The organism is Listeria innocua (genome assembly GCF_028596125.1).
Taxonomy (GTDB): Bacteria; Bacillota; Bacilli; order Lactobacillales; family Listeriaceae; genus Listeria; species Listeria innocua.
The window spans coordinates 2,718,360-2,738,202 of sequence record NZ_CP117229.1 but is presented as its reverse complement, the minus strand read 5'-3'; the positions used below and the strand labels follow the sequence as shown (position 1 = coordinate 2,738,202).

Sequence of the window (19,843 nt, the reverse complement as noted above, 5' to 3'; positions counted from 1 at the left end):
TAAGAGAGGAGAGTGCTACATGACAGAAAAAGCAACTTTGGCTAAACAAATATTACATTTTAACGAAACACTTTCGAGTAACTCAATGGATTTGCCGGCCGGGTATCGCGTAATTAACCCATATGAGGGCGATCAAAAAGAACTAGTGCGAAATATAACGACTAGGTTTTATCAGAAATACTACAATGATACAAAACCACGCCGGATAATATTCGGAAGTTCACCTGCTCGCCGAGGTTCTGCTGTGACAGGCGTTCCTTTTGAAGATGCCAAACATCTCCAAAGTGAAACAGGCATTTTTATTGATACATTTTATATAAATCAGTCTTCATCAGATTTTTTATATGATGTTATGAATGAATACGGGGGTTGTGAGCAATTTTATAGTGATTTTTATATGAATTTTGTCTGTCCGCTAGGGATCGTTCGTATAAATGCAAAAGGTAATGAAGTCAATTGTAACTATTACGAGAACAAGCAATTACGAGAAGCGCTAATGCCGTTTATTATAGAGTCGATTCGTAGTCAGATAGACTTTGGAATGGATACTTCGGTTTGTTACTGCATTGGTAGCGGAGAGAATTTTAAATTTTTATCAAGAATAAATGAAGAACATCATTTTTTTGAGACGATTATACCTTTAGAACATCCACGTTTTATTATGCAATATAATTCTAAAAATAAAGATACGTACATGGAGAAGTATCTTTGTGCTTTAAAAATCTAACAACAAACAGAGAGGACGAGAGCAACATGAAGATTGATACACAAAAAATCGTTAATTTCGCGATTGAAGGGGTGGGAAAATTCCTGCAAGAAAACCCTGAGTTAACATATTATGCTTTTGCGTTCGATTGTAATGCTGAATATGCGGAAATCAATTTATGCGTAAATACGGAAGAAGCTTTTGCTGAAATACTGGCATATTATCAAAGTGGCAAGTATGGTGAAAACTATCAAACGGAAGAAAATATTCAAGTCTTGAAATACAATACAGGCGACTGGAAATACCAATGTTTTGATACATTTTATGTTTTTAGTGAAGAAGAACTGAGCGCCATATTTAATAAAATATACCCTAATGAAGTCGATGATGATTATCAAGCATGGAAAGCATTTGTAAATGAGCTGCTAGATGCTTTTACAGAAAGTATAATTCAATTTTCGGAGACAAAAACCTTCCAAAAAATCAATAAAACAGCGGATTTTAAATTTTTCTGTATAGATCATGACGAAGAATTAGCGGATTCAATGACGCGAATGCAACTTTTTCAAAAAAAATAAGCCATCAAAAAAGGGATTTTGCTAAAAAGCCGAATCCCTTTTTTGTGTGACTAAAGTCCTTTAAACCCAATCCCCATCAATTTTTCCGTATCCTTAAAACGTTTCTCCGCAGTATCCGCATCCAAAACAATTGAAATAACACGCTTTCCATCGCGCTTTGCTGTTCCGATAAAGCAATAGCCGGCTTCATCTGTAAAACCAGTTTTCAGTCCATCTAAACCTTGTATTGAACCGATAGAGTCATTGGTTGATTCAAGGGTTGCTCCTTCTTCGGTTATGATGCTAGATTTGGAAGTTGTCTCTAACACTTCGGGATGAGTGGAAATTAATTTAGATGATAGCAAAAATAAATCCTTTGTGGTAGAAACAGCCATTTTACCATCAACATCGAGTCCGCTGGCACTGACAAATTTGGTTTTATTCGATAATCCTAATTTTTTAGCTTCATTATTCATTTTTTGGGGGAAATTAGCATCATCTAAACGGTTGCCTAGTGTCTCTGCAGCATCATTTGCTGACATAACGAGCATAGCGCTATATAAGTCCCGGACTGACCATGTTCTTTTTTGTGTAATTGCGTAAAGTGAAACCGCGGAAGGATCATCCAGACGAATGAGATCTAACTCCTCATCCCAAGATAATTTTTTGTTATCCACAGCCTCAAGTACTAAAAATGCCGTCATTAATTTTGTTAAACTCGCGATTGGCATGACTTTATCGGCATTTTTTTCGTAAAACGCCTTACCATTTTCGGTCGAATAAACCGCAGCGGCATTTGCTGATAAGTATACATTCGGTTGCTTTGTGGAACACGATGAGAGTAGTAATAGCCCCATTAGTAGTATCCATGTTAGCTTATGTAGTTTCATTATTTCTCCTCCTTTTGACTTTAGTATAGAGTAAAAGAGTTGAGTTAAATCCAAGGAAGTGGAAGGATATGTTAAAGCTTTAACGAGAAAATTTAAGTTTTCTTAACTAGTAGAGATAAAACTATTGTTATTCACATGTGGATAAGTTAAAATGGTAGGGATGAATTTTTATTAATGGTTTTTCTGTGGATATGTTAATAAATCTATGGATAACCTTCAAAATACTAACAATTTAATTGCTTTGGTCAAAGCGGAGCGTAAGTTGTTGAAAATGCACAAAATCACGTGCCAAAATTTATTCAAAATAGGATAAGGCTTATTTGAGCTGAACTTCTAATGAGAAAGGATGAGTAAAGAATGGAATTTGATACTATTGCTGCAATCTCAACACCGCCGGGAGAAGGGGCCATTGCTATTATTAGATTAAGCGGTCCAGAGGCGATTCAGATAGCGGATCGTATTTTTTATGCCAAAAATAGCTTAAGTGAAGCAGAAAGTCACACAATTCACTACGGTCATATAAAAGAAGACGGCGAAGTAATTGAGGAAGTAATGGTCACGGTTATGCGTGCTCCGCGTACTTTTACACGGGAAGATGTTGTGGAAATAAATGCACATGGCGGAATCGTTTCGGTCAATCGCGTCTTGCAACTATTACTAAGAAATGGTGCCAATTTAGCTGAACCAGGTGAATTCACAAAGCGGGCATTTTTAAATGGAAGAATTGATTTGTCGCAAGCGGAGGCTGTGATGGATTTAATTCGCGCTAAAACAGACCGGGCGATGGGCGTTGCAATTAGACAAATGGACGGAAATCTTTCACGGTTGATTCGCAATTTGCGCCAAGAAATTTTGGATGCATTAGCCCAAGTCGAAGTAAATATCGACTATCCGGAGTACGATGATGTAGAGGAAATGACCCAGCGAATGCTACTGGAGAAAACAGAGCTAGTTCGCGCTTCCGTCGAGCAACTTTTACAAACAGCAAGCCAAGGGAAAATTCTACGTGAAGGCCTTGCAACAGCCATTATCGGTCGACCAAATGTCGGGAAATCATCCTTGCTTAACCAACTAATTCAAGAAGAAAAAGCAATTGTCACAGATATTGCTGGGACGACGCGAGATATTATAGAAGAATACGTCAATGTTCGCGGCGTACCGCTGCGTTTAATTGATACAGCTGGAATTCGCGAAACAGAAGACATTGTAGAAAAAATTGGTGTAGAACGTTCAAGAAAAGCCTTGGCGGATGCCGATTTTATCCTGTTAGTATTAAATCAAAACGAAGAGCTGACAGTGGAAGATGAAGCGTTATTTGAAGCAGCTGCGGGTCATAATTATGTGGTCGTTTTAAATAAAACAGATTTGGAAACAAAGCTTGATATAAATAGAGTGCGTGAACTTGCGGGAGAAAACCCGATTGTTTCCACTTCTCTAGTAAACGATGAAGGTTTAGAGGCTTTGGAAGAAGCGATTAAAGCACTATTTTTTGCTGGGGACATTGATGCCGGTGATGCCACGTATGTTTCAAACGTTCGACATATTGCGCTCCTTCATCAAGCACTTGAAGCTTTAAATGGCGTTACAACAGGGATTCAGCTCGGCATGCCAGTGGATATTGTCCAGATTGATATGACTCGTGCATGGGATTTACTAGGTGAAATTACTGGTGATTCTGTCCAGGATGAATTACTCGATCAGTTGTTCAATCAATTTTGCCTTGGAAAATGATTTTTTAGGAGATGTTTTTATAAAATGCAAACCTATGATGCAGGAACTTTTGACGTCATCGTTGTTGGTGCAGGCCATGCGGGAGTAGAAGCAGGTCTTGCCAGTGGTCGAATGGGCGCCAAAACGCTGATGTTAACGATAAATTTAGATATGGTCGCTTTTATGCCATGTAATCCTTCTGTTGGAGGCCCAGCAAAAGGAGTAGTTGTGCGCGAAATTGATGCACTTGGCGGAGAAATGGGCCGTAATACAGACAAAACTTACATTCAAATGCGGATGCTAAATACAGGTAAAGGTCCCGCTGTTCGCGCATTACGTGCCCAAGCAGACAAATGGGATTACCAACACGAAATGAAACACACGATTGAAAAAGAAGAAAATATCACTTTGCGCCAAGGTCTTGTTGACCGTTTAGTGATTGAAGATGGCGTGTGTAAAGGCGTTATTACAAACAGTGGTGCAATTTACTACGCGAAAACAGTCGTTATTACTACCGGAACTTTCTCACGTGGCGAAATTATTGTCGGTGAACTGCGCTATTCCAGCGGTCCGAACAACCAACAACCATCTGTGAAACTTTCAGAGCACTTGGAAGAACTAGGTTTTGAACTGCGCCGCTTTAAAACAGGAACACCACCGCGTGTAAAATCAAGTACGATTGACTATTCAAAAACAGAAGAACAACCGGGTGACGATCATCCGCGCGCATTTAGTTTTGATACAGTAGAAATGATGCTAGAACAATTACCGTGTTGGTTAACTTATACAAACGAAACAACTCACGAAATAATCCAAGCGAACTTACACCGTTCACCAATGTTTACAGCAACGAAAAAAGGCACTGGCGCAAGATATTGCCCATCCATTGAAGATAAAATTGTTCGTTTCAGCGACAAACCAAGACACCAAATCTTCCTTGAACCAGAAGGCAAAAACACCGAAGAAGTATATGTCCAAGGTCTTTCCACCAGTTTGCCAGAAGAAGTGCAACGCGAAATGCTAAGAACTATTCCGGGACTTGAAAATGTAGAAATGATGCGTGTTGGCTACGCTATCGAATATGATGCAGTTATGCCAGACCAACTGTGGCCATCACTTGAAACTAAATTAGTTGAAGGACTTTTCACAGCCGGCCAAATTAACGGTACAAGTGGTTACGAAGAAGCAGCCGGCCAAGGCTTAATGGCAGGAATCAACGCAGCACGCAAAGTTTTTGAAAAAGAACCAGTTATCCTCGGTCGCGATCAAGCTTATATCGGCGTTTTAATTGACGATTTAGTAACAAAAGGAACCGAAGAACCATATCGTTTACTTACATCTCGCGCCGAATACCGTTTACTATTACGTCATGATAATGCAGATTTACGTTTAACAGAAATCGGTCACGAAATCGGCTTAATTAGCGACGAACGTTATGAACGCTTTTTAGCAAAACAAAGAGCGATTGAAGCAGAAAAAGAAAGACTACAAAAAACACGCATTAAACCAACTGCTGAAGTTCAAGCAATGTTAAAAGAAATCGGCTCAGGTGAACTAAAAGACGGAATTCTAGCAGCAGATTTACTTCGTCGCCCAGAAATAACTTACGACAAAATCGCCCAAATTGTTTCACGTGAAACATTTGTGACCGACGAAATCGCTGAACAAGTAGAAATTCAAATTAAATACGAAGGCTACATCCAAAAATCAAACCTTCAAGTAGAAAAAATGAAACGCATGGAAGACAAAAAAATCCCAGAAAACATCGATTATGATGCAATCAGCGGCCTCGCAACAGAAGCCCTAGAAAAACTAAAGAAAATCGAACCCCTTTCCATCGCCCAAGCGAGCCGTATCAGCGGGGTAAACCCAGCCGATATATCTATATTGCTAGTTTACATCGAGCAAGGGAAGATAGCGAAAGTAAGTAAATAAGAACACGGATTACTATAATAACTGAAACCACATGTTCACGAAAACTTCAAACTTACCATCTAAGTTGAAAGTTTCCGCTGAATAATGTGGTTTTTTCTTGTTTTTAATTAAGGTAGAATGGGATTACATAGAAGAAGGCATACTAGAGATGAAAAAGAAATCGGTTAAAGCGTTGAGAGTAATTATTTTCTTAGAGAATGACATCCAATATAGATGAAGAAATATAATCTACAGTAAGTGCGTGAAAAAGCTATTGAAGATAATTCAAGAACTGATATTATTATAAGAGTAAGAGAAGAAACTTATTTCTTATAATATTTAACGATTTGTTAAAATAAATTTAAAAAGAGGTGAGTATAGTATGGAACGGATTAAATTTTATAGTTCATCAGATATATCTAGCGGTTATCATTTTAAGAGGCTGAAAGAACTTATCGAGTCTAGTGAAGACATAGAAACAAACAATCTTTTGGATATGCTAGAAGTATATAATATTTTGAAATTCATGAGTAAAGAAACTTATCCTGTCAATTTATCAGATAAGCAGATTAAAGAGACTAAGAGTATACTTAACAGAAAACTTAATCAATTTTTCCGAGAGTTATCAAAACAAGATATTTTAGAATTTTTTGATTATTTTTTTGCTCAAAATAATCCGGATTTAGGTGGAAATGTAGTAAAATATACTGATATGGACAAGTATAGTGACACTCTTTATAAAGAAGACTTTTTAGAATGCTTTGAAAAGTATAAATTAGATGCGAAAATTAGTGGAAATGACATGAGAGGCTTTTTTAAAGAACACGAAATCCCTGTTGAATATTTTTTGAAAACTAATTATTTTGTGAAACATTATCCTACTGTAATAAAGGATATATTTCTTGCGAAAGCAAGAAATTTCGAATTAGTTTTAGATAACTATACTCCTAGTGAAACTAGGTATTTTATTCCTAACAACATTACGAAAGATGAAATGTATAATCTTTGCAAACTATATATAAAGGGTGAGGCAGCTGATTTAAATTATCTTTATTTGGTTGGGCAAGGAATTCAAGGTGTTAAGGAACTTCAAATTGATGCTAAATTAAAATTAAAGTCTAGGAAAAGATGTGCGCAAATAGAGAAGAAAATTTTTAGTGATGAAAATGGCAATGCAAATAATGGAATAGAGCAATCAATAGTTATTTATTCAGACAAAGAAAAGTATGATATGGCGAAAGAAGATTTTAAAAACTTAATTGACATTGACTATTTAAAAAAAGAAAAATCCAAAGAAAATTTATTAGAGTATATGATGTATTTTAATGGTTTTTTCACAGGAAATTGGATTTTAAATTTATGTAGTTTTCCTAACATCGAAAGTTCAACTTTAATGAAAAAGTTATTGGGGATTCATACTAAAAAAAATTATGAAACAAGTTTTTATTTCAATGGTAAAAATATCTTGATGTTAATAAGCTTTAAAATATATCAGGATAAACTACAAGAGATTTTTGATATAAGAATAGAAGAACTGATAGTTTACTTTTTTTCAGAATATAGTAAGGAATACTTTCTTGTAAACTGGCTACCAATAGATTTTACGAACAAGTCAGAAAAAATTCATATTCAGACTAAAAACTTAGTTACTATAGAGGAACAATTAAGAAAACAATGGAAACTATATATTGAGGAAAATGAAATAGATAAAGAATTATTCGAACTAGAAGAAACGCCAACGCTTAAGTCGTTAAAGAGTAGATTAGACAGGAAATATATATATATAAATCAGAATAATAAAGCCATTCTCAGAGTTATGTATTTACTTTTTTCAGATCAATCACATATAACGTATATAACTAAAGAGACAAATGGAGATAATTTTGTAGAACTAATAGTTAATAATAAAATTAAAAAAGATGATTTTCATAATTATCAACGATTAGATATTGAATTTTTACTTGATAATTATATTATTTCGATTGATAAAAAAGGAGATATATTCATAACTGAAAAGCAGTTATTACGAATCCGTATTTTTTCTAATATTTATAAATATGGGGTTATTCATTATTACCATTCGAATAAAAAACTGGATATTAATAAAGAGTTGACATATCAACAACAAGAGATAGATGAAATGATTGAAGAGGAATTATTAATTTATGAGAATACTTTTTTTGCCAAACCTGAGGTAGACTATCTAAACTACATCCTTAATAATTCTGAATTTGACAATGCATTGGGTATAAGAAACAAATATTCACATGGATCTATTGTAGACGAAAACGAGGATGATTATTTTTATTTACTAATCGTCTTAGTAGTATATATTATTAAAATAAACGAGGAACTGATCCTTAACGAGAGATAGGGAGTGAGCAGTATAAATAAGTTGTTTATTATAGGGAACGGGTTTGATTTAGCGCATGGAGTTCCATCTACTTTTAATCATTTTAAAGAGTATCTTAGATGTACATATTTATATGAACACGATGTATATCCTAGTCTGTGGTTACCTGCTTCTACAGATTACGATGGTGAGATATGTTATAAAATTGAAGATTGTGCACAAATAATTGATTTTATGATTTGTGATAGTTGTTTAAGGATTGGTTCTGAAGACGAAGGAGAGAACTGGAGTGATTTTGAAAGAGCTATTGGGCGTTTTGATTATTCTTTGCTAGAAGAGGATATAGAAATTCAATATGATAAGGAAGGGGATATAAATCCTTTTCATACGGGAAATAATTATGAAGATGCATATAATGATTTAAGTAATGTAATGTTAAAATTACCTGAGCTTTTCTCTGAATGGATAAATAATATCCCTATTCTGGAAAATTGCTTTTCTGTGTTCAATTTAGATAACTATTATTCTATTTTAGAATTAATTGACAAAGAACATGATGTTTTTCTAACTTTTAATTATACAGAGACTCTGGAAAATCTATATGAGGCAGAGAATGTTACGCACATACATGGAAATCAAACTTCCCCTGTGTTAGGTCACAATAATACCTCACGAATAGAGGAACAAAGTTATCATCAAGATACCTATATAAATACTATGAATGAAACTTTAAAGAAACCAACAGATAGAATTATTGAAGAAAAATCGTATTTTTTTAAGAACTTAGAGGGAGAAATTGATTCTATTTATTCATACGGTTTTTCTTTTGGAGAAGTCGATTTGATTTATCTTAAGGAAATATTTAAACATTTAAATTCTAAAAATATGATATGGTATCTCCATAGTTATGACAGACAACAACATAATGAGTTTAAACTGAAAATAAAAAAATGCGGATTTTTAGGTTCTTTTTCTGAATTTAATTGACATGATATTATAAGTGATTGGAATTCAATATTTAGACTGTATTGAGTAATATCAAATTGCGAAAGTACGTAAGTGAAAATTGGATTACTACTACAACCAAAACCACTTGTTCACGGAAACTTCAAACTTACCACCCAAGTCTGAAATTTCCGCTGAACAATGTGGTTTTTTCTTATCTACCTATAAGGTAAAATGGGATTACATATAAGACATAGAACAGAGGTGAATGTGTGAAAAAGAAATGGATAATACTATTTGGAATTGTAATAATGATTATTTTTGGTTTAGGGGTGAAATTCTATATGGATGAAGAGAAATTAAATAAAGAAATGATGAATGTGATTTATAGTGATGAAGCGAAAAAGGTATTTGAAGTCAGATTGAAAGCCGCGGATGCAGATGCTTTTACAGAAAAAGGCATAATTCAATCGTATGAAATAGATCAGAAAAGTATAAAGAAAAATCCAATGGGAGGAATCAATGTCACATTAATTATAAACGGAAATTCTGAATTATATATAAAATATACTATGAACAATTTTAATGGAGAACTGAGCGGTGGAGCTTCAGTTACATCGGGAAATCTTGATAAACTTCTTATGGACTAGAAGAGAGCTAATGAATTACGCCAATACTAATCATAGATGTTAAAAAGACTGAAAAAAGAAGGCGGAAATTTCTAACATATAATAAAATTAACCCATAGATAAAAAGTCATACAACAGAGGTGAAGAGTTGAAAAAGAGATGGGTAATAGTACTAGGAATTACAGTGATAACCATTTTTGGTTTAGGGGTAAAATTCTATATGGATGAAGAGAAATTAAACGAAGAAATGAGAAAGCTGGTTTATAGTGATGAAGCGAAACAAGTATTCAATGATGATATAAAACTTATTGATACGAAAGCTTTCACAAAAGAAGGGATAATTCAGTCATATGAAGTTGAGGAGGAAAGTATAGAGCCTAATCCAATGGGTGGAATAATAGTTACATTAGTTATTAATAAGGATCCTGCTTTGAAATTAACATACACACTGAAGAAAAATAATAAAGAATTAAAGAGCGGTGGAGCAAGCATATCTAAGGAGCTTACAAAAAAATTGGGACTTTTGAATGGATATAAATGAGTTTTTATAGAGCTAAGAGACGATTAAAAGACTGAAAAAAAAGAAAGTGAAAATTTCTAACATGTGATAAAATAGACCTACAAATAAAAAGCATACAGCAGAGGTGAAGAGTTGAAAAAAAGATGGATAATAGCACTAGCAATTACAGTAATAACCATTTTTAGTTTAGGGGTGAAATTCTATATGGATGAAGAGAAATTAAACAAAGAAATGAAGAAAGTGGTTTATAGTGATGAAGCGAAACAAGTATTCAAAAAAAGGTTAACAAATTTAGATCCAAATGCTTTTACAGAAAAAGGTATAATTCATTCTTATAAAATTGAAGAAGGAAGCGTAGAGCACAACCCAATGGGGGGTATAGAAGTCGAATTAATAATTAATAATGATTCAGAACTAAATGTATCATATACCTTGAGCAAGAATAATGGAGAATTAAGTGGTGGTGCTTCAGTTGTATCTGAAAAGCTTTCTAAACTATTAGGTCGTTGGGAGGAGTAGTGATGACGGGGCATGTAAATACTGATCAAGAAAGAGTAGAATTGGCAAAAAAAGAGTACAGTAAGCTAGAACTTAAGAAGGAGGTGAATATTTCAATATCCAATCGAGAAAAAAAGATAGGAATCGTATCCCAAACAATCAACAACAAAGCAGCCGGACAGCAAACCTATATCATCACAGAAAAATACACGCCACCCACAGCTTCCCATATTGAGAGAAGTAAAGTAAAAGAGTTAACAATTCTTTACAGAGGTTCCACTGCGCCCACTCTGGCAAGTGGTCTTACGCCATTTCATAAGGATAGTCTTGATGTGTGGACGGATTGGGGCTTAAATGATATTCCAACCGCAATCCAAATTACACATGGCGGAGGATCCACAGTAACACCCCAACTAAAAACCTCTGCAGAAACCTTAAAACAAACCATGAAACTCTACCCAAACGCCCAAATCTATGTATACGGCCATTCTCTAGGATCCATGAACGCCCAGTACGCTATCGCAGACTTAGATAAAAAAGACATCAAACGCATCAGCGGCGGTTTCTTCTACCAAGGTCCGAATATCTACTCCAACCTAACGCCAAAACAACAAGATACCGTAAAAGCAATAAACGCTTTAGATAGATTATTTAATTTTATTGATAGGAAGGATTATGTGGCAATTGGTTATGGTACTGGAGACCCGACAATTGGTCATTTAATAGAGGTTGAGTCGAAAAAAGCTGGTTTGGTTGAGCAGCATATGTGGGGTGGTTATCAGTTTGACAAAGAAGGAAACATTCTAACAAATAAAGAAGGCAGCCTTCAACTAGCCAAATACGCAACAGCTCAACAATTAGCAGCAATCAACATTATGCGAACCAGTTTTACAAAAAGCGGTGGTGGCCTATCCTCATCCGAAGAAATATTCTTGGATGCAGCGGAAGCACTAGCAATTACGCAAGGGATGAAACAAACGATTCAAGTCGAAATTAGAGCTTTAAAAGATGTTTTTGATAAAGAAATCGAGAATGCTGAAGAGTTGTGGCGCGATACGCTTTCAGATGCAAGGGATATCGGCTCCAATCTATCTGAGTCAGAAATACTCGCCGCACTTGCTTGGGGCGGGACGACTGAGCCGAAAATTGTGATAGACACAGTGCAAGATTGCGAAAAATCCTTAGTCGAAGCAACCAAGATAGAGCAAGAATATGATAAATTACTAGAACAAATCAACGAAGCGATAAAAAGCCAGCTAAAAACCGACCAAGAATTAGCCAAACAGATAGGGAGCATGTATGGATAAACAAAGACAACTACTGCTAAAACTAGAAAATTTGGACGATGAGTTTAATAGAAAAAGACGTCAATTGGATGAAGCGATGGACGATGCATCCCAAGAAAAATGGCGGTTTCACCAAGAACTAGAAAACCTTTCTGAACAAATCAGGTACATCCATCAAAAAAGAGATTACGAAACATCTGAAGACTTGCAAAAAGCCTACCATTTAATCAGTTCTATCCAAGCAGAAGGCGATTGGACAGTAAAAAAAACACTAACAAAACTAGAAAATGAACACGAAGAGCATCAAGCACTTTATAAGAAACAAGCGAATTCTTATGAAGAAGAACTACATCAGCTAAAAAAGGATCGTGATCTATAACATGATAGATAAACTAAAAGCAGAATTATTAGAGTCACGCAGAAATCTAGAAAAAAATCTTATTGGGATGTTTGTGGCGAGTCAAACTCATGCAACATCAGAAAATCGCAAACGAATGTTAAAAATGATCAAGCGGGACAAAATAGCCGATATCAAAAGCAATTGTCAGGGTTACATAGATGGACTTTCCACCACAGCAAAAGGAAAATGGGTAAATCAAGCCAAAAAAAGTTTTAAAGAGAATGCCAACAAGTTTGATAATTGTTAAACGTAATACGAACTTGCTAAAAAGAACGAAAGTACTTATACTTGAAAATAATGAGCTAAAATATACGGTACAAGCCTGTTTAAAAGTATAAACCAAACCCGTCTACCATCCTAAACACGGCAAAAATCGCGAAAATAAAGTGAGGAAAAAATATGAATCCAGAGCAATTCCAAATGGCGCTCGCTGAAAAAGGAATAGAACTAAGCGACGACCAAATGAAACAATTCCATGATTACTTCGAAATGTTAGTAGACTGGAATGAAAAAATGAATTTAACAGCTATTACCGACGAAAAAGAAGTGTATTTAAAGCACTTTTACGATTCTATTTCTGCCGCGTTTTATGTAGACTTTACTAAATTCGATACTATTTGTGATGTCGGGGCTGGCGCTGGTTTTCCAAGTCTCCCAATTAAAATCTGCTTCCCGCATCTAAAAGTAAGCATCGTAGACTCCTTGAAAAAACGCATGACTTTCCTTGACGCGCTAGCAGAAAAATTAGGCCTAACCGATGTGCATTTCTACCATGACCGCGCCGAAACATTTGGCCAAAACAAAGCGCACCGCGAAAAATACGACCTTGTAACCGCACGTGCCGTAGCAAGAATGAGCGTATTATCCGAACTTTGCATGCCACTTGTAAAAAAAGGCGGTTCATTCCTAGTAATGAAAGCAGCCCAAGCCGAACAAGAGCTGCAAACAGCCGAAAAAGCCATCAAACTATTCGGCGGAAAAGTCGAGGAACATTTCGCTTTCGCATTACCAGTAGAAGAAAGCGAACGAAACATCTACGTCATCACTAAAACAAAAGAAACCCCTAATAAATATCCGCGCAAACCCGGAACACCCAACAAATTACCAATCGAATAAACTAACAAAGTCCTTTCAAACGAAAGGACTTTTTATTTTTAACAGCAACGTCATTTTTTAAAGCTAGTTTCCATAAGCAACCACACCCAAATATGAAAATCATTTTCATTTAATCGATATTGATAAAATCATTTTCTTATGATATAGTCTGTTTGAAAACGCATACTTTACACTGAAACACAGTATAGAGGAGGAGTATCAGTGGGCAATTCTGTTATGGAAAAAATCAAAGGTGGGTTAGTGGTTTCCTGCCAAGCTTTAGAAGACGAACCACTTCATAGTGCATTTATTATGTCGAAAATGGCTCTGGCCGCAGTTCAAGGTGGTGCTGTTGGTATCCGAGCAAATACCGCAAAAGATATTCGGGCAATTCAAAGCGAGGTGGACGTCCCAATTATCGGTATTTACAAAAAAGATTACGATGATTCCGACGTATTTATCACACCAACCTTAAAAGAAGTCAGAGAAATATGTGAAACGGGAGTAGAAATTGTTGCGATGGATGCAACAACGAGAAAAAGACCACATAACGAAGACCTCAAAGACATACTAAGCGCCATTCGAAAAGAGTTTCCAAACACGCTTTTCATGGCAGACACAGGCAGTATTGAAGACGTTTATTACGCTGATTCCCTTGGCTTTGACTTAATTGGCACGACACTTTACGGCTATACCGAGGAAACGGCGAATAAAAATATCAGCGACCACGATTTTTCCCATATGAAAGAAGTATTGAAAAGTACGAAGCGCCCAGTAATTGCAGAAGGGAAAATCGATTCGCCTAGTAAAGCACGACAAGTTCTTACGTTAGGTTGTTATGCCGTTGTTGTTGGCGGCGCAGTAACTCGGCCACAGGAAATAACCACCCGCTTTACAAATGAAATTAAAAAAATCTAAGAAGAAAGAGGTAAGTGACATGACAAAGCAAATCAAAGTTGGCGTAATTGGTGTTGGACAAATGGGGCAGTATCATGCAGAAATTTATCAAAAACTTCCGCAAGTTGAGTTAGTGGCAATTTGTGAGTTTAACGATGAAAGACGCGCAGAAATGGCAGAAAAATTTCAGTGTAAAGCATATAAAGACTACCACGAACTCCTAGCAAATACTGAGATTGAAGCTGTGAGCATTGTTTTACCTGATAATATGCACCGTGATTGTGTGGAGGAAGCTGTAAAACACAAAAAACATATTTTACTTGAAAAACCACTTGCAAAAGAACTAGAAGACGGCAAAGCAATGTATGAACTGACAAAAGACTACGATAAAGTATTTACAGTTGGATTTTTACTCAGATTTGATCCTCGTTTCAATATGATTAAACAGCGCCTCGATAACGGCGAATTAGGCGATATTATTCATCTTTATTGTCGTCGTAACAGCCCAATTACTGGGCCAAAGCGTTACATAGGTGCTTCTGATTTAAGTATGCACGTAATGATTCACGATATTGATTATATTAACTGGTACATGGATAGCGAGCCAGTCAAAGTTATCGCCAAAAGCCGCAGTGTTTTACTTAAAGAATATGGCATGAATGATGTTATTTATGCCATTGTTACGTACGAAAATGGCGCAATTGCTTGTCTTGAAGCTTGCTGGGTGTTGCCAGAAAATTCGCCAACCATCATTGACGACAAACTTGAATTAGTCGGAACGAAAGGTGTGGCATATGTAGACTCTTGTGATCACGGCGTTCGCTTTGTTAGTGAAAAAGGGGTATCTTATCCGGATTCAAGACACTGGTATTACACAAATGGAGAAGTTTCCGGCGATTTAGCTGAGGAGGTAATGGCATTTATTAATAACGTTGCGAATAACACAAAATCAATCATTACACCAAAAGAAGCGTATGATTCCTTACGAGTAGTAGATGCGATTGAACGTTCCATTGCTGAAGGAAAAGAAGTATCACTATAAAATAGCGCCACACATATGATTGGAGGGGGAAATATGTCTATTCGGGTACATGTACAGAAGTTTGGGAGTAAGCTAAGTGGTATGGTCATTCCGAATTTGGGAGCTTTTATGGCTTGGGGGATTTTAACGGCGATTGGGGTCGCAACAGGCTCTGAAATGTTAAAAGGCTTTATTGCACCAATGCTTAATTACTTGTTACCACTGCTTATTGCCTTTGCTGGAGGTCGAGCGGTTCACGGTTACCGAGGAGGAGTTATTGGTACCGTTGCAACAATGGGAGCAATTATTAGTTCGGATATAACTATGTTTATCGGCGCAATGATAATGGGTCCGCTTGCTGCTTGGGTACTTAAAAAATTTGATGAACGTATTGATGGAAAAATTCCAGCTGGCTTTGAACTATTAGTTAATAACTTTTCGATTGGGATTATTGGAGCGGGATTAGCGCTATTTTCTTATGTGGCAATTGCTCCGATGGTTGAAACTGTAACAAAAGTATTAGCAAGTGGCGTGGATGTGTTAATTAACAATCATTTGCTCCCACTAACGGCTTTAATTATTGAGCCAGCTAAAGTCTTATTCTTAAACAATGCGATCGGTCAAGGTATTCTTAGTCCGCTAGCAACCTTGCAACTCGCCGAAACAGGAAAATCGGTGCTTTACTTACTAGAATCAAATCCTGGACCAGGTCTTGGAATTTTACTCGGTTATATGTTCTTTGGAAAAGGAAACTCAAAAGCATCTTCCTACGGGGCAAGTGTTATTCACCTATTTGGTGGTATTCACGAAATTTACTTCCCGTTCGTTTTAATGAATCCAATTCTTATTTTACCGCTAATTCTTGGTGGTATGACAGGAACATTTATTTTAACAATGACAAATGCGGGACTTGTTGGTGTGGCCTCTCCTGGTAGTATTATCACAATCATGATGATGGCAGCACCCGGCGATCATATTAAAATCATTATCGCGGTACTATGTGCGGCGCTTGTTACATTCATTACCGCCATACCATTTATTAAACGCATGGGGAACAAAGATTCAGAGCTACAAGACGCGGCGAAGAAAATGGAAGGTCTTAAAGGCAAAAAAAGTAGCATTTCCTCTGTTTTCGAAGCTCCAGTAGATGATTTTAATTTTAAAAATGTTAAAAGAATCGCTTATGCTTGTGATGCTGGGCTTGGATCCAGTGCGATGGGCGCGACCGTGCTGCAGAAAAAAATCAAAAACGCTGGCTTAGACGATATTAAAGTGTTCCATATCGCCATCCACGAATTGCCGACCGAATGCGATGTGGTCGTGACGCATAAATCCCTTATCGACCGAGCCAAAGAAAAACAACCAGATGCGTATTATGTGGAAATAACGGATTACCTCGGCGCGCCAGAATACCAAGAACTAATAGATAAAATAGTTGCAGACCGAGAACAAAAGAATTAACTTATTTGTAAGCGCTTCTTTTTAGGAGCGCTTTGAATAGTAAAGTGGGTAGGAGGAAGATGATGTTAAAAGCAGTTGTAATGGATTTTGATGGAATTGTTATTGATACAGAAGTAGTTTGGTACGAAATTTTTAAAGATTGGTTTAAAACAAAACAACATTATGATCTTTCTATTGAGGAATTTTTACAGTGCGTCGGATCTAATGTGGACGATTTATTCCGTGAATTAAATGAGACGCAGCAAATGGATATTAATCGCCAAGCATTCGAAGCAGAAACACAAGCAACTTTCATTGAAAATAGTAAAAGCTTACCAGCCAAAGAAGGCGTGGAAAGTTTTATTCGTGAATTAAAAGAGCGCGGCTTAAAGTTAGCGCTTGCGACATCATCGCAGCGACCAAAACCGCTCTATCATTTGGAACGACTAGGTTTACTCGAATATTTTGATGCGATTATTACGGCGGAGGATGTTACGCGAATCAAGCCGGAACCGGATTTGTTTTTAGAAGCTTTGAGAGCGCTTAATGTTAAGCCTTCGGAGGCGCTTATCGTAGAAGACTCGCGCAATGGTCTTTTGGCGGGGAATAGTGCGGGTGTAAATGTTCTTGTCATCCCAAATGAAGTAACGAAACATAGCGATTTAACACCGAATTATATGGAACGAGAGTCGCTGGCGGATGTAGATTTAACAGAAATAATAGCTAAGTATAATAAATAAGGGGGCACGAGCATGTTATTAGACCGAGTAACTTTGGAAGATATTGAGGTAAATTTAAAAGCAAAAGATTGGCGTGAAGCCATCCAAACATCTGCGAGACTTCTACTAGAGCGAGGTGCCATCAAAGAAAGCTATATCGACGGAATGATTCAAAGTGTAGAAAATAATGGACCATATATAGTGATTGCTAAACATATCGCCCTAGCACATACGCGACCAGAATTTGGCGTCATTCGCGGCGGTTTAACCTTCGCAACACTTGCTGACGGCGTGGATTTTGGGAGTGAAATGTTCGACCCAGTGAAACTAATTATTACGCTCGCGGCAACAGATTCAGAAAGCCATTTAGAAGTATTGTCGGAGCTTGCTGAAGTACTCATGGACGAGGAAAAAGTAGCTCGTTTGATTGCAGCGAACTCAGAGCAGGCATTTTACGAGGAGTTAACAAAAGAAGGATAATAATTTCACTAAAGAGGTGAAGAAATGGAAAATTATCTTTGTGTTGATATTGGCGGAACTAGTATTAAATATGCCAAGTTTAACCAAGCAGGCAAGCGGATAGGTGAGCTTATGTCTTGTGCGACCCCTATAAGCGACGGAGCGAATCAAATCATGCCGGCGCTTATTCAGATTGTCGAACAGGAAAAAACGGGCATAGCGGGCGTCTGTGTTGCTTCAGCGGGTGTTGTAGATCCTCTGAACGGCAATATCATTTATGCGGGCTATACAATTCCCGAATACACAGGGACAGAAATAAAAGCAGAATTAGAGCACCGATTTAACCTTCCGTGCGCAGTAGAAAATGACGTAAATGCAGCCTGTCTTGGCGAGTTTTGGTTAGGCGGAGCACGGGGACGAACGAGCGTGCTCTGTTTGACAATTGGTACTGGTATCGGTGGAGCAATGCTTTTAAATGATGAACTAATAAATGGCTACTCTTTTACAGCGTGTGAAGTGGGTTATATGCAGCTTTCGCAAGGAAAATTCCAAGATGTGGCTTCAACAAAAGCATTAATTAAACAAGTTGCCTCGCGAAAAAATATCGAGGAAAATGCGTTAAATGGCCGTCAAATCATGGAATGGGCTTATAGCGGAGATGCGGTTGTGCTGACCGAAATAGAGCAATGGATTGAGAATTTAGTCGAAGGTGTAGTAAACTTAATCTATATTTTAAACCCAGAAGTGATTGTGCTTGGTGGGGGATTAATGGAAGAAGAGTCGTTCTTCAAACCTCGCCTAAAAAAAGCTATTTCAGCTAAATTAATCTCACCAATGTTCGATACAGCAGATCTTACTTTTGCAAAGTTGGGAAATGAAGCAGGGATGATTGGTGCGCTCTATCATTTCTTAAACCAGAAAGAGGCCAAAAAAGATGACGATTTTAAATGAAATTCAGCAAAATTACAATCGATTACCGAATAAAGAAAAGCAAATCGCGAAATATATTTTAGAAAAAAGTGATGAACTCAAGAATATTAATATTAAAGAGCTAGCTGAAGAAACCGGCACATCCATTTCGACGATAACGAGATTTTGTCGGCACGTGCGTTGTGATAGTTTTGTGGATTTGAAAATGCGGGTTAATACTGCAGCAACTATGGTTCCGTCACTTGGTTATGATGACCTTTTTGAAGAGGTTTATTCGTTTTACCATAAAGTGATTGATAATACGGTGAAGCTGATTGAACCAGCGAAGATTCGTGAAGTGGTGCAGTATATTCAAGAAGCCAAACGAGTCTATATTTGCGGCGTCGGAAGTTCGGGGCTCACGGCTGTTGAGATGTCACAGCGACTTATTCGGATGGGGTTAAATGTTATTAGTGTCAACGATCCGCATATGATGATTATCACCAGCTCGATCACAACAAAAGAAGATTTCGTAATCGGTATTTCCAATTCAGGTAATACCCCAGAGCTAGTCACCGCGCTAAAAATCGCTAAGAAAAACAAAAGTAAAGTAGCTACATTTACCAGTTTTGAAAATAGTGAAATGACCGAAATCAGTGACGTAACCATCCCGGTTTACAATACTTTATTCGTAAGTAAAAGATATTTTGCCAACAGCCAGTTTTCGATAATGTATGTGATGGACATTATTTCCATGATGCTACTACAAAATGAATCTTACCGAGAAAATATGGAAAAAACTATCAATACGGTAACGGACGAATTTCATTAAGATAAATTAGGAAAATAGATGGAACTGGGGAATTTTAGCAGCTCTGTCTATTTTTTCGCATTT

General features: G+C 36.8%; 21 protein-coding genes. 20 read left to right on the top strand and 1 reads right to left on the bottom strand.

Annotated elements, in window-relative coordinates:
- Positions 1-19 precede the first annotated feature (19 nt).
- Together PQQ29_RS14230 and PQQ29_RS14225 are read left to right on the top strand one after the other, a co-directional pair.
- Positions 20-727, top strand: coding sequence for an SMUG2 DNA glycosylase family protein (locus tag PQQ29_RS14230; protein WP_010991469.1), 708 nt, complete (start codon positions 20-22; stop codon positions 725-727).
- A gap of 26 nt (positions 728-753) precedes the next feature.
- On the top strand, positions 754-1,284 hold the full coding sequence (locus PQQ29_RS14225; RefSeq protein ID WP_041918413.1) for a DUF4303 domain-containing protein: 531 nt from the start codon (positions 754-756) through the stop codon (positions 1,282-1,284).
- A 50-nt stretch (positions 1,285-1,334) separates the two neighbouring features.
- On the opposite strand, the gene PQQ29_RS14220 is transcribed toward PQQ29_RS14225, so the two are convergent.
- Positions 1,335-2,153 carry a D-alanyl-D-alanine carboxypeptidase PBPD2 gene (locus PQQ29_RS14220; RefSeq protein WP_010991467.1) on the bottom strand — a complete coding sequence of 273 codons (819 nt, stop codon included), beginning with the start codon at positions 2,151-2,153 and terminating at the stop codon, positions 1,335-1,337.
- A 357-nt stretch (positions 2,154-2,510) separates the two neighbouring features.
- On the opposite strand from PQQ29_RS14220, the gene mnmE reads away from it, so the two are divergent.
- The 18 genes from mnmE to PQQ29_RS14130 all read left to right on the top strand — a co-directional run bounded on the left by mnmE (position 2,511) and on the right by PQQ29_RS14130 (position 19,780).
- On the top strand, positions 2,511-3,884 hold the full coding sequence (mnmE, locus tag PQQ29_RS14215; protein ID WP_010991466.1) for a tRNA uridine-5-carboxymethylaminomethyl(34) synthesis GTPase MnmE: 1,374 nt from the start codon (positions 2,511-2,513) through the stop codon (positions 3,882-3,884).
- 24 nt (positions 3,885-3,908) lie between these two features.
- Positions 3,909-5,798 (top strand): tRNA uridine-5-carboxymethylaminomethyl(34) synthesis enzyme MnmG, encoded by a 1,890-nt coding sequence (gene mnmG, locus PQQ29_RS14210; RefSeq protein WP_010991465.1) that lies wholly within the window; start codon positions 3,909-3,911, stop codon positions 5,796-5,798.
- A gap of 361 nt (positions 5,799-6,159) precedes the next feature.
- A complete protein-coding gene (locus PQQ29_RS14205; protein WP_010991464.1) occupies positions 6,160-8,151 on the top strand; it encodes a hypothetical protein in 1,992 nt (663 codons plus the stop codon).
- A gap of 3 nt (positions 8,152-8,154) precedes the next feature.
- Positions 8,155-9,117 (top strand): bacteriophage abortive infection AbiH family protein, encoded by a 963-nt coding sequence (locus PQQ29_RS14200; protein WP_010991463.1) that lies wholly within the window; start codon positions 8,155-8,157, stop codon positions 9,115-9,117.
- 230 nt (positions 9,118-9,347) lie between these two features.
- Complete coding sequence (locus tag PQQ29_RS14195; protein ID WP_010991462.1) at positions 9,348-9,725, top strand: DUF1310 domain-containing protein; 378 nt, start codon at positions 9,348-9,350, stop codon at positions 9,723-9,725.
- Between the two features lie 127 nt (positions 9,726-9,852).
- Positions 9,853-10,245, top strand: a complete 393-nt coding sequence (locus PQQ29_RS14190) for a DUF1310 domain-containing protein (RefSeq protein ID WP_010991461.1) — start codon at positions 9,853-9,855, stop codon at positions 10,243-10,245.
- Positions 10,246-10,356: 111 nt separating this feature from the next.
- Positions 10,357-10,743: a DUF1310 family protein gene (locus tag PQQ29_RS14185; protein ID WP_003772763.1), complete on the top strand. Its 387-nt coding sequence runs from the start codon at positions 10,357-10,359 to the stop codon at positions 10,741-10,743.
- 2 nt (positions 10,744-10,745) lie between these two features.
- Positions 10,746-12,029 (top strand): Mbeg1-like protein, encoded by a 1,284-nt coding sequence (locus PQQ29_RS14180; RefSeq protein WP_187983807.1) that lies wholly within the window; start codon positions 10,746-10,748, stop codon positions 12,027-12,029.
- Positions 12,022-12,387 carry a hypothetical protein gene (locus tag PQQ29_RS14175; protein ID WP_187983808.1) on the top strand — a complete coding sequence of 122 codons (366 nt, stop codon included), beginning with the start codon at positions 12,022-12,024 and terminating at the stop codon, positions 12,385-12,387. The genes PQQ29_RS14180 and PQQ29_RS14175 overlap by 8 nt, the downstream gene beginning before the upstream one ends.
- Before the next feature lies 1 nt (position 12,388).
- Positions 12,389-12,655 (top strand): hypothetical protein, encoded by a 267-nt coding sequence (locus PQQ29_RS14170; RefSeq protein WP_003764445.1) that lies wholly within the window; start codon positions 12,389-12,391, stop codon positions 12,653-12,655.
- Between the two features lie 152 nt (positions 12,656-12,807).
- Positions 12,808-13,524, top strand: coding sequence for a 16S rRNA (guanine(527)-N(7))-methyltransferase RsmG (gene rsmG / locus PQQ29_RS14165; protein ID WP_003772767.1), 717 nt, complete (start codon positions 12,808-12,810; stop codon positions 13,522-13,524).
- A 201-nt stretch (positions 13,525-13,725) separates the two neighbouring features.
- The gene (locus PQQ29_RS14160) at positions 13,726-14,421 is read left to right on the top strand and encodes an N-acetylmannosamine-6-phosphate 2-epimerase (protein ID WP_010991457.1); all 696 of its coding nucleotides are present in this window, start codon (positions 13,726-13,728) and stop codon (positions 14,419-14,421) included.
- A 19-nt stretch (positions 14,422-14,440) separates the two neighbouring features.
- Positions 14,441-15,442 carry a Gfo/Idh/MocA family protein gene (locus PQQ29_RS14155; RefSeq protein ID WP_033838374.1) on the top strand — a complete coding sequence of 334 codons (1,002 nt, stop codon included), beginning with the start codon at positions 14,441-14,443 and terminating at the stop codon, positions 15,440-15,442.
- Positions 15,443-15,475: 33 nt separating this feature from the next.
- Positions 15,476-16,882 (top strand): PTS mannitol transporter subunit IIBC, encoded by a 1,407-nt coding sequence (locus tag PQQ29_RS14150; protein WP_010991455.1) that lies wholly within the window; start codon positions 15,476-15,478, stop codon positions 16,880-16,882.
- Between the two features lie 62 nt (positions 16,883-16,944).
- Positions 16,945-17,601: an HAD family hydrolase gene (locus PQQ29_RS14145; protein WP_010991454.1), complete on the top strand. Its 657-nt coding sequence runs from the start codon at positions 16,945-16,947 to the stop codon at positions 17,599-17,601.
- A gap of 12 nt (positions 17,602-17,613) precedes the next feature.
- Entirely contained in the window at positions 17,614-18,060 is a 447-nt protein-coding gene (locus tag PQQ29_RS14140) for a PTS sugar transporter subunit IIA (RefSeq protein WP_003764438.1), read from the top strand.
- A gap of 24 nt (positions 18,061-18,084) precedes the next feature.
- Positions 18,085-18,990 carry an ROK family protein gene (locus tag PQQ29_RS14135; RefSeq protein WP_187983809.1) on the top strand — a complete coding sequence of 302 codons (906 nt, stop codon included), beginning with the start codon at positions 18,085-18,087 and terminating at the stop codon, positions 18,988-18,990.
- Entirely contained in the window at positions 18,974-19,780 is an 807-nt protein-coding gene (locus PQQ29_RS14130; RefSeq protein ID WP_003772775.1) for a MurR/RpiR family transcriptional regulator, read from the top strand. The genes PQQ29_RS14135 and PQQ29_RS14130 overlap by 17 nt, the downstream gene beginning before the upstream one ends.
- The last annotated feature ends 63 nt before the right edge of the window (positions 19,781-19,843 follow it).

Excerpts from the sequence above, each read along its gene's own strand:
- PQQ29_RS14180 (WP_187983807.1), top strand. The coding sequence starts at position 10,746 with ATGACGGGGCATGTAAATACTGATCAAGAAAGAGTAGAATTGGCAAAA.
- PQQ29_RS14150 (WP_010991455.1), top strand. The coding sequence starts at position 15,476 with ATGTCTATTCGGGTACATGTACAGAAGTTTGGGAGTAAGCTAAGTGGT.
- PQQ29_RS14140 (WP_003764438.1), top strand. The coding sequence starts at position 17,614 with ATGTTATTAGACCGAGTAACTTTGGAAGATATTGAGGTAAATTTAAAA.
- PQQ29_RS14225 (WP_041918413.1), top strand. The coding sequence starts at position 754 with ATGAAGATTGATACACAAAAAATCGTTAATTTCGCGATTGAAGGGGTG.
- PQQ29_RS14205 (WP_010991464.1), top strand. The coding sequence starts at position 6,160 with ATGGAACGGATTAAATTTTATAGTTCATCAGATATATCTAGCGGTTAT.
- PQQ29_RS14170 (WP_003764445.1), top strand. The coding sequence starts at position 12,389 with ATGATAGATAAACTAAAAGCAGAATTATTAGAGTCACGCAGAAATCTA.
- PQQ29_RS14175 (WP_187983808.1), top strand. The coding sequence starts at position 12,022 with ATGGATAAACAAAGACAACTACTGCTAAAACTAGAAAATTTGGACGAT.
- PQQ29_RS14230 (WP_010991469.1), top strand. The coding sequence starts at position 20 with ATGACAGAAAAAGCAACTTTGGCTAAACAAATATTACATTTTAACGAA.
- mnmE (WP_010991466.1), top strand. The coding sequence starts at position 2,511 with ATGGAATTTGATACTATTGCTGCAATCTCAACACCGCCGGGAGAAGGG.
- PQQ29_RS14220 (WP_010991467.1), bottom strand. The coding sequence starts at position 2,153 with ATGAAACTACATAAGCTAACATGGATACTACTAATGGGGCTATTACTA.
- PQQ29_RS14145 (WP_010991454.1), top strand. The coding sequence starts at position 16,945 with ATGTTAAAAGCAGTTGTAATGGATTTTGATGGAATTGTTATTGATACA.
- PQQ29_RS14130 (WP_003772775.1), top strand. The coding sequence starts at position 18,974 with ATGACGATTTTAAATGAAATTCAGCAAAATTACAATCGATTACCGAAT.
- PQQ29_RS14155 (WP_033838374.1), top strand. The coding sequence starts at position 14,441 with ATGACAAAGCAAATCAAAGTTGGCGTAATTGGTGTTGGACAAATGGGG.
- mnmG (WP_010991465.1), top strand. The coding sequence starts at position 3,909 with ATGCAAACCTATGATGCAGGAACTTTTGACGTCATCGTTGTTGGTGCA.
- PQQ29_RS14135 (WP_187983809.1), top strand. The coding sequence starts at position 18,085 with ATGGAAAATTATCTTTGTGTTGATATTGGCGGAACTAGTATTAAATAT.
- rsmG (WP_003772767.1), top strand. The coding sequence starts at position 12,808 with ATGAATCCAGAGCAATTCCAAATGGCGCTCGCTGAAAAAGGAATAGAA.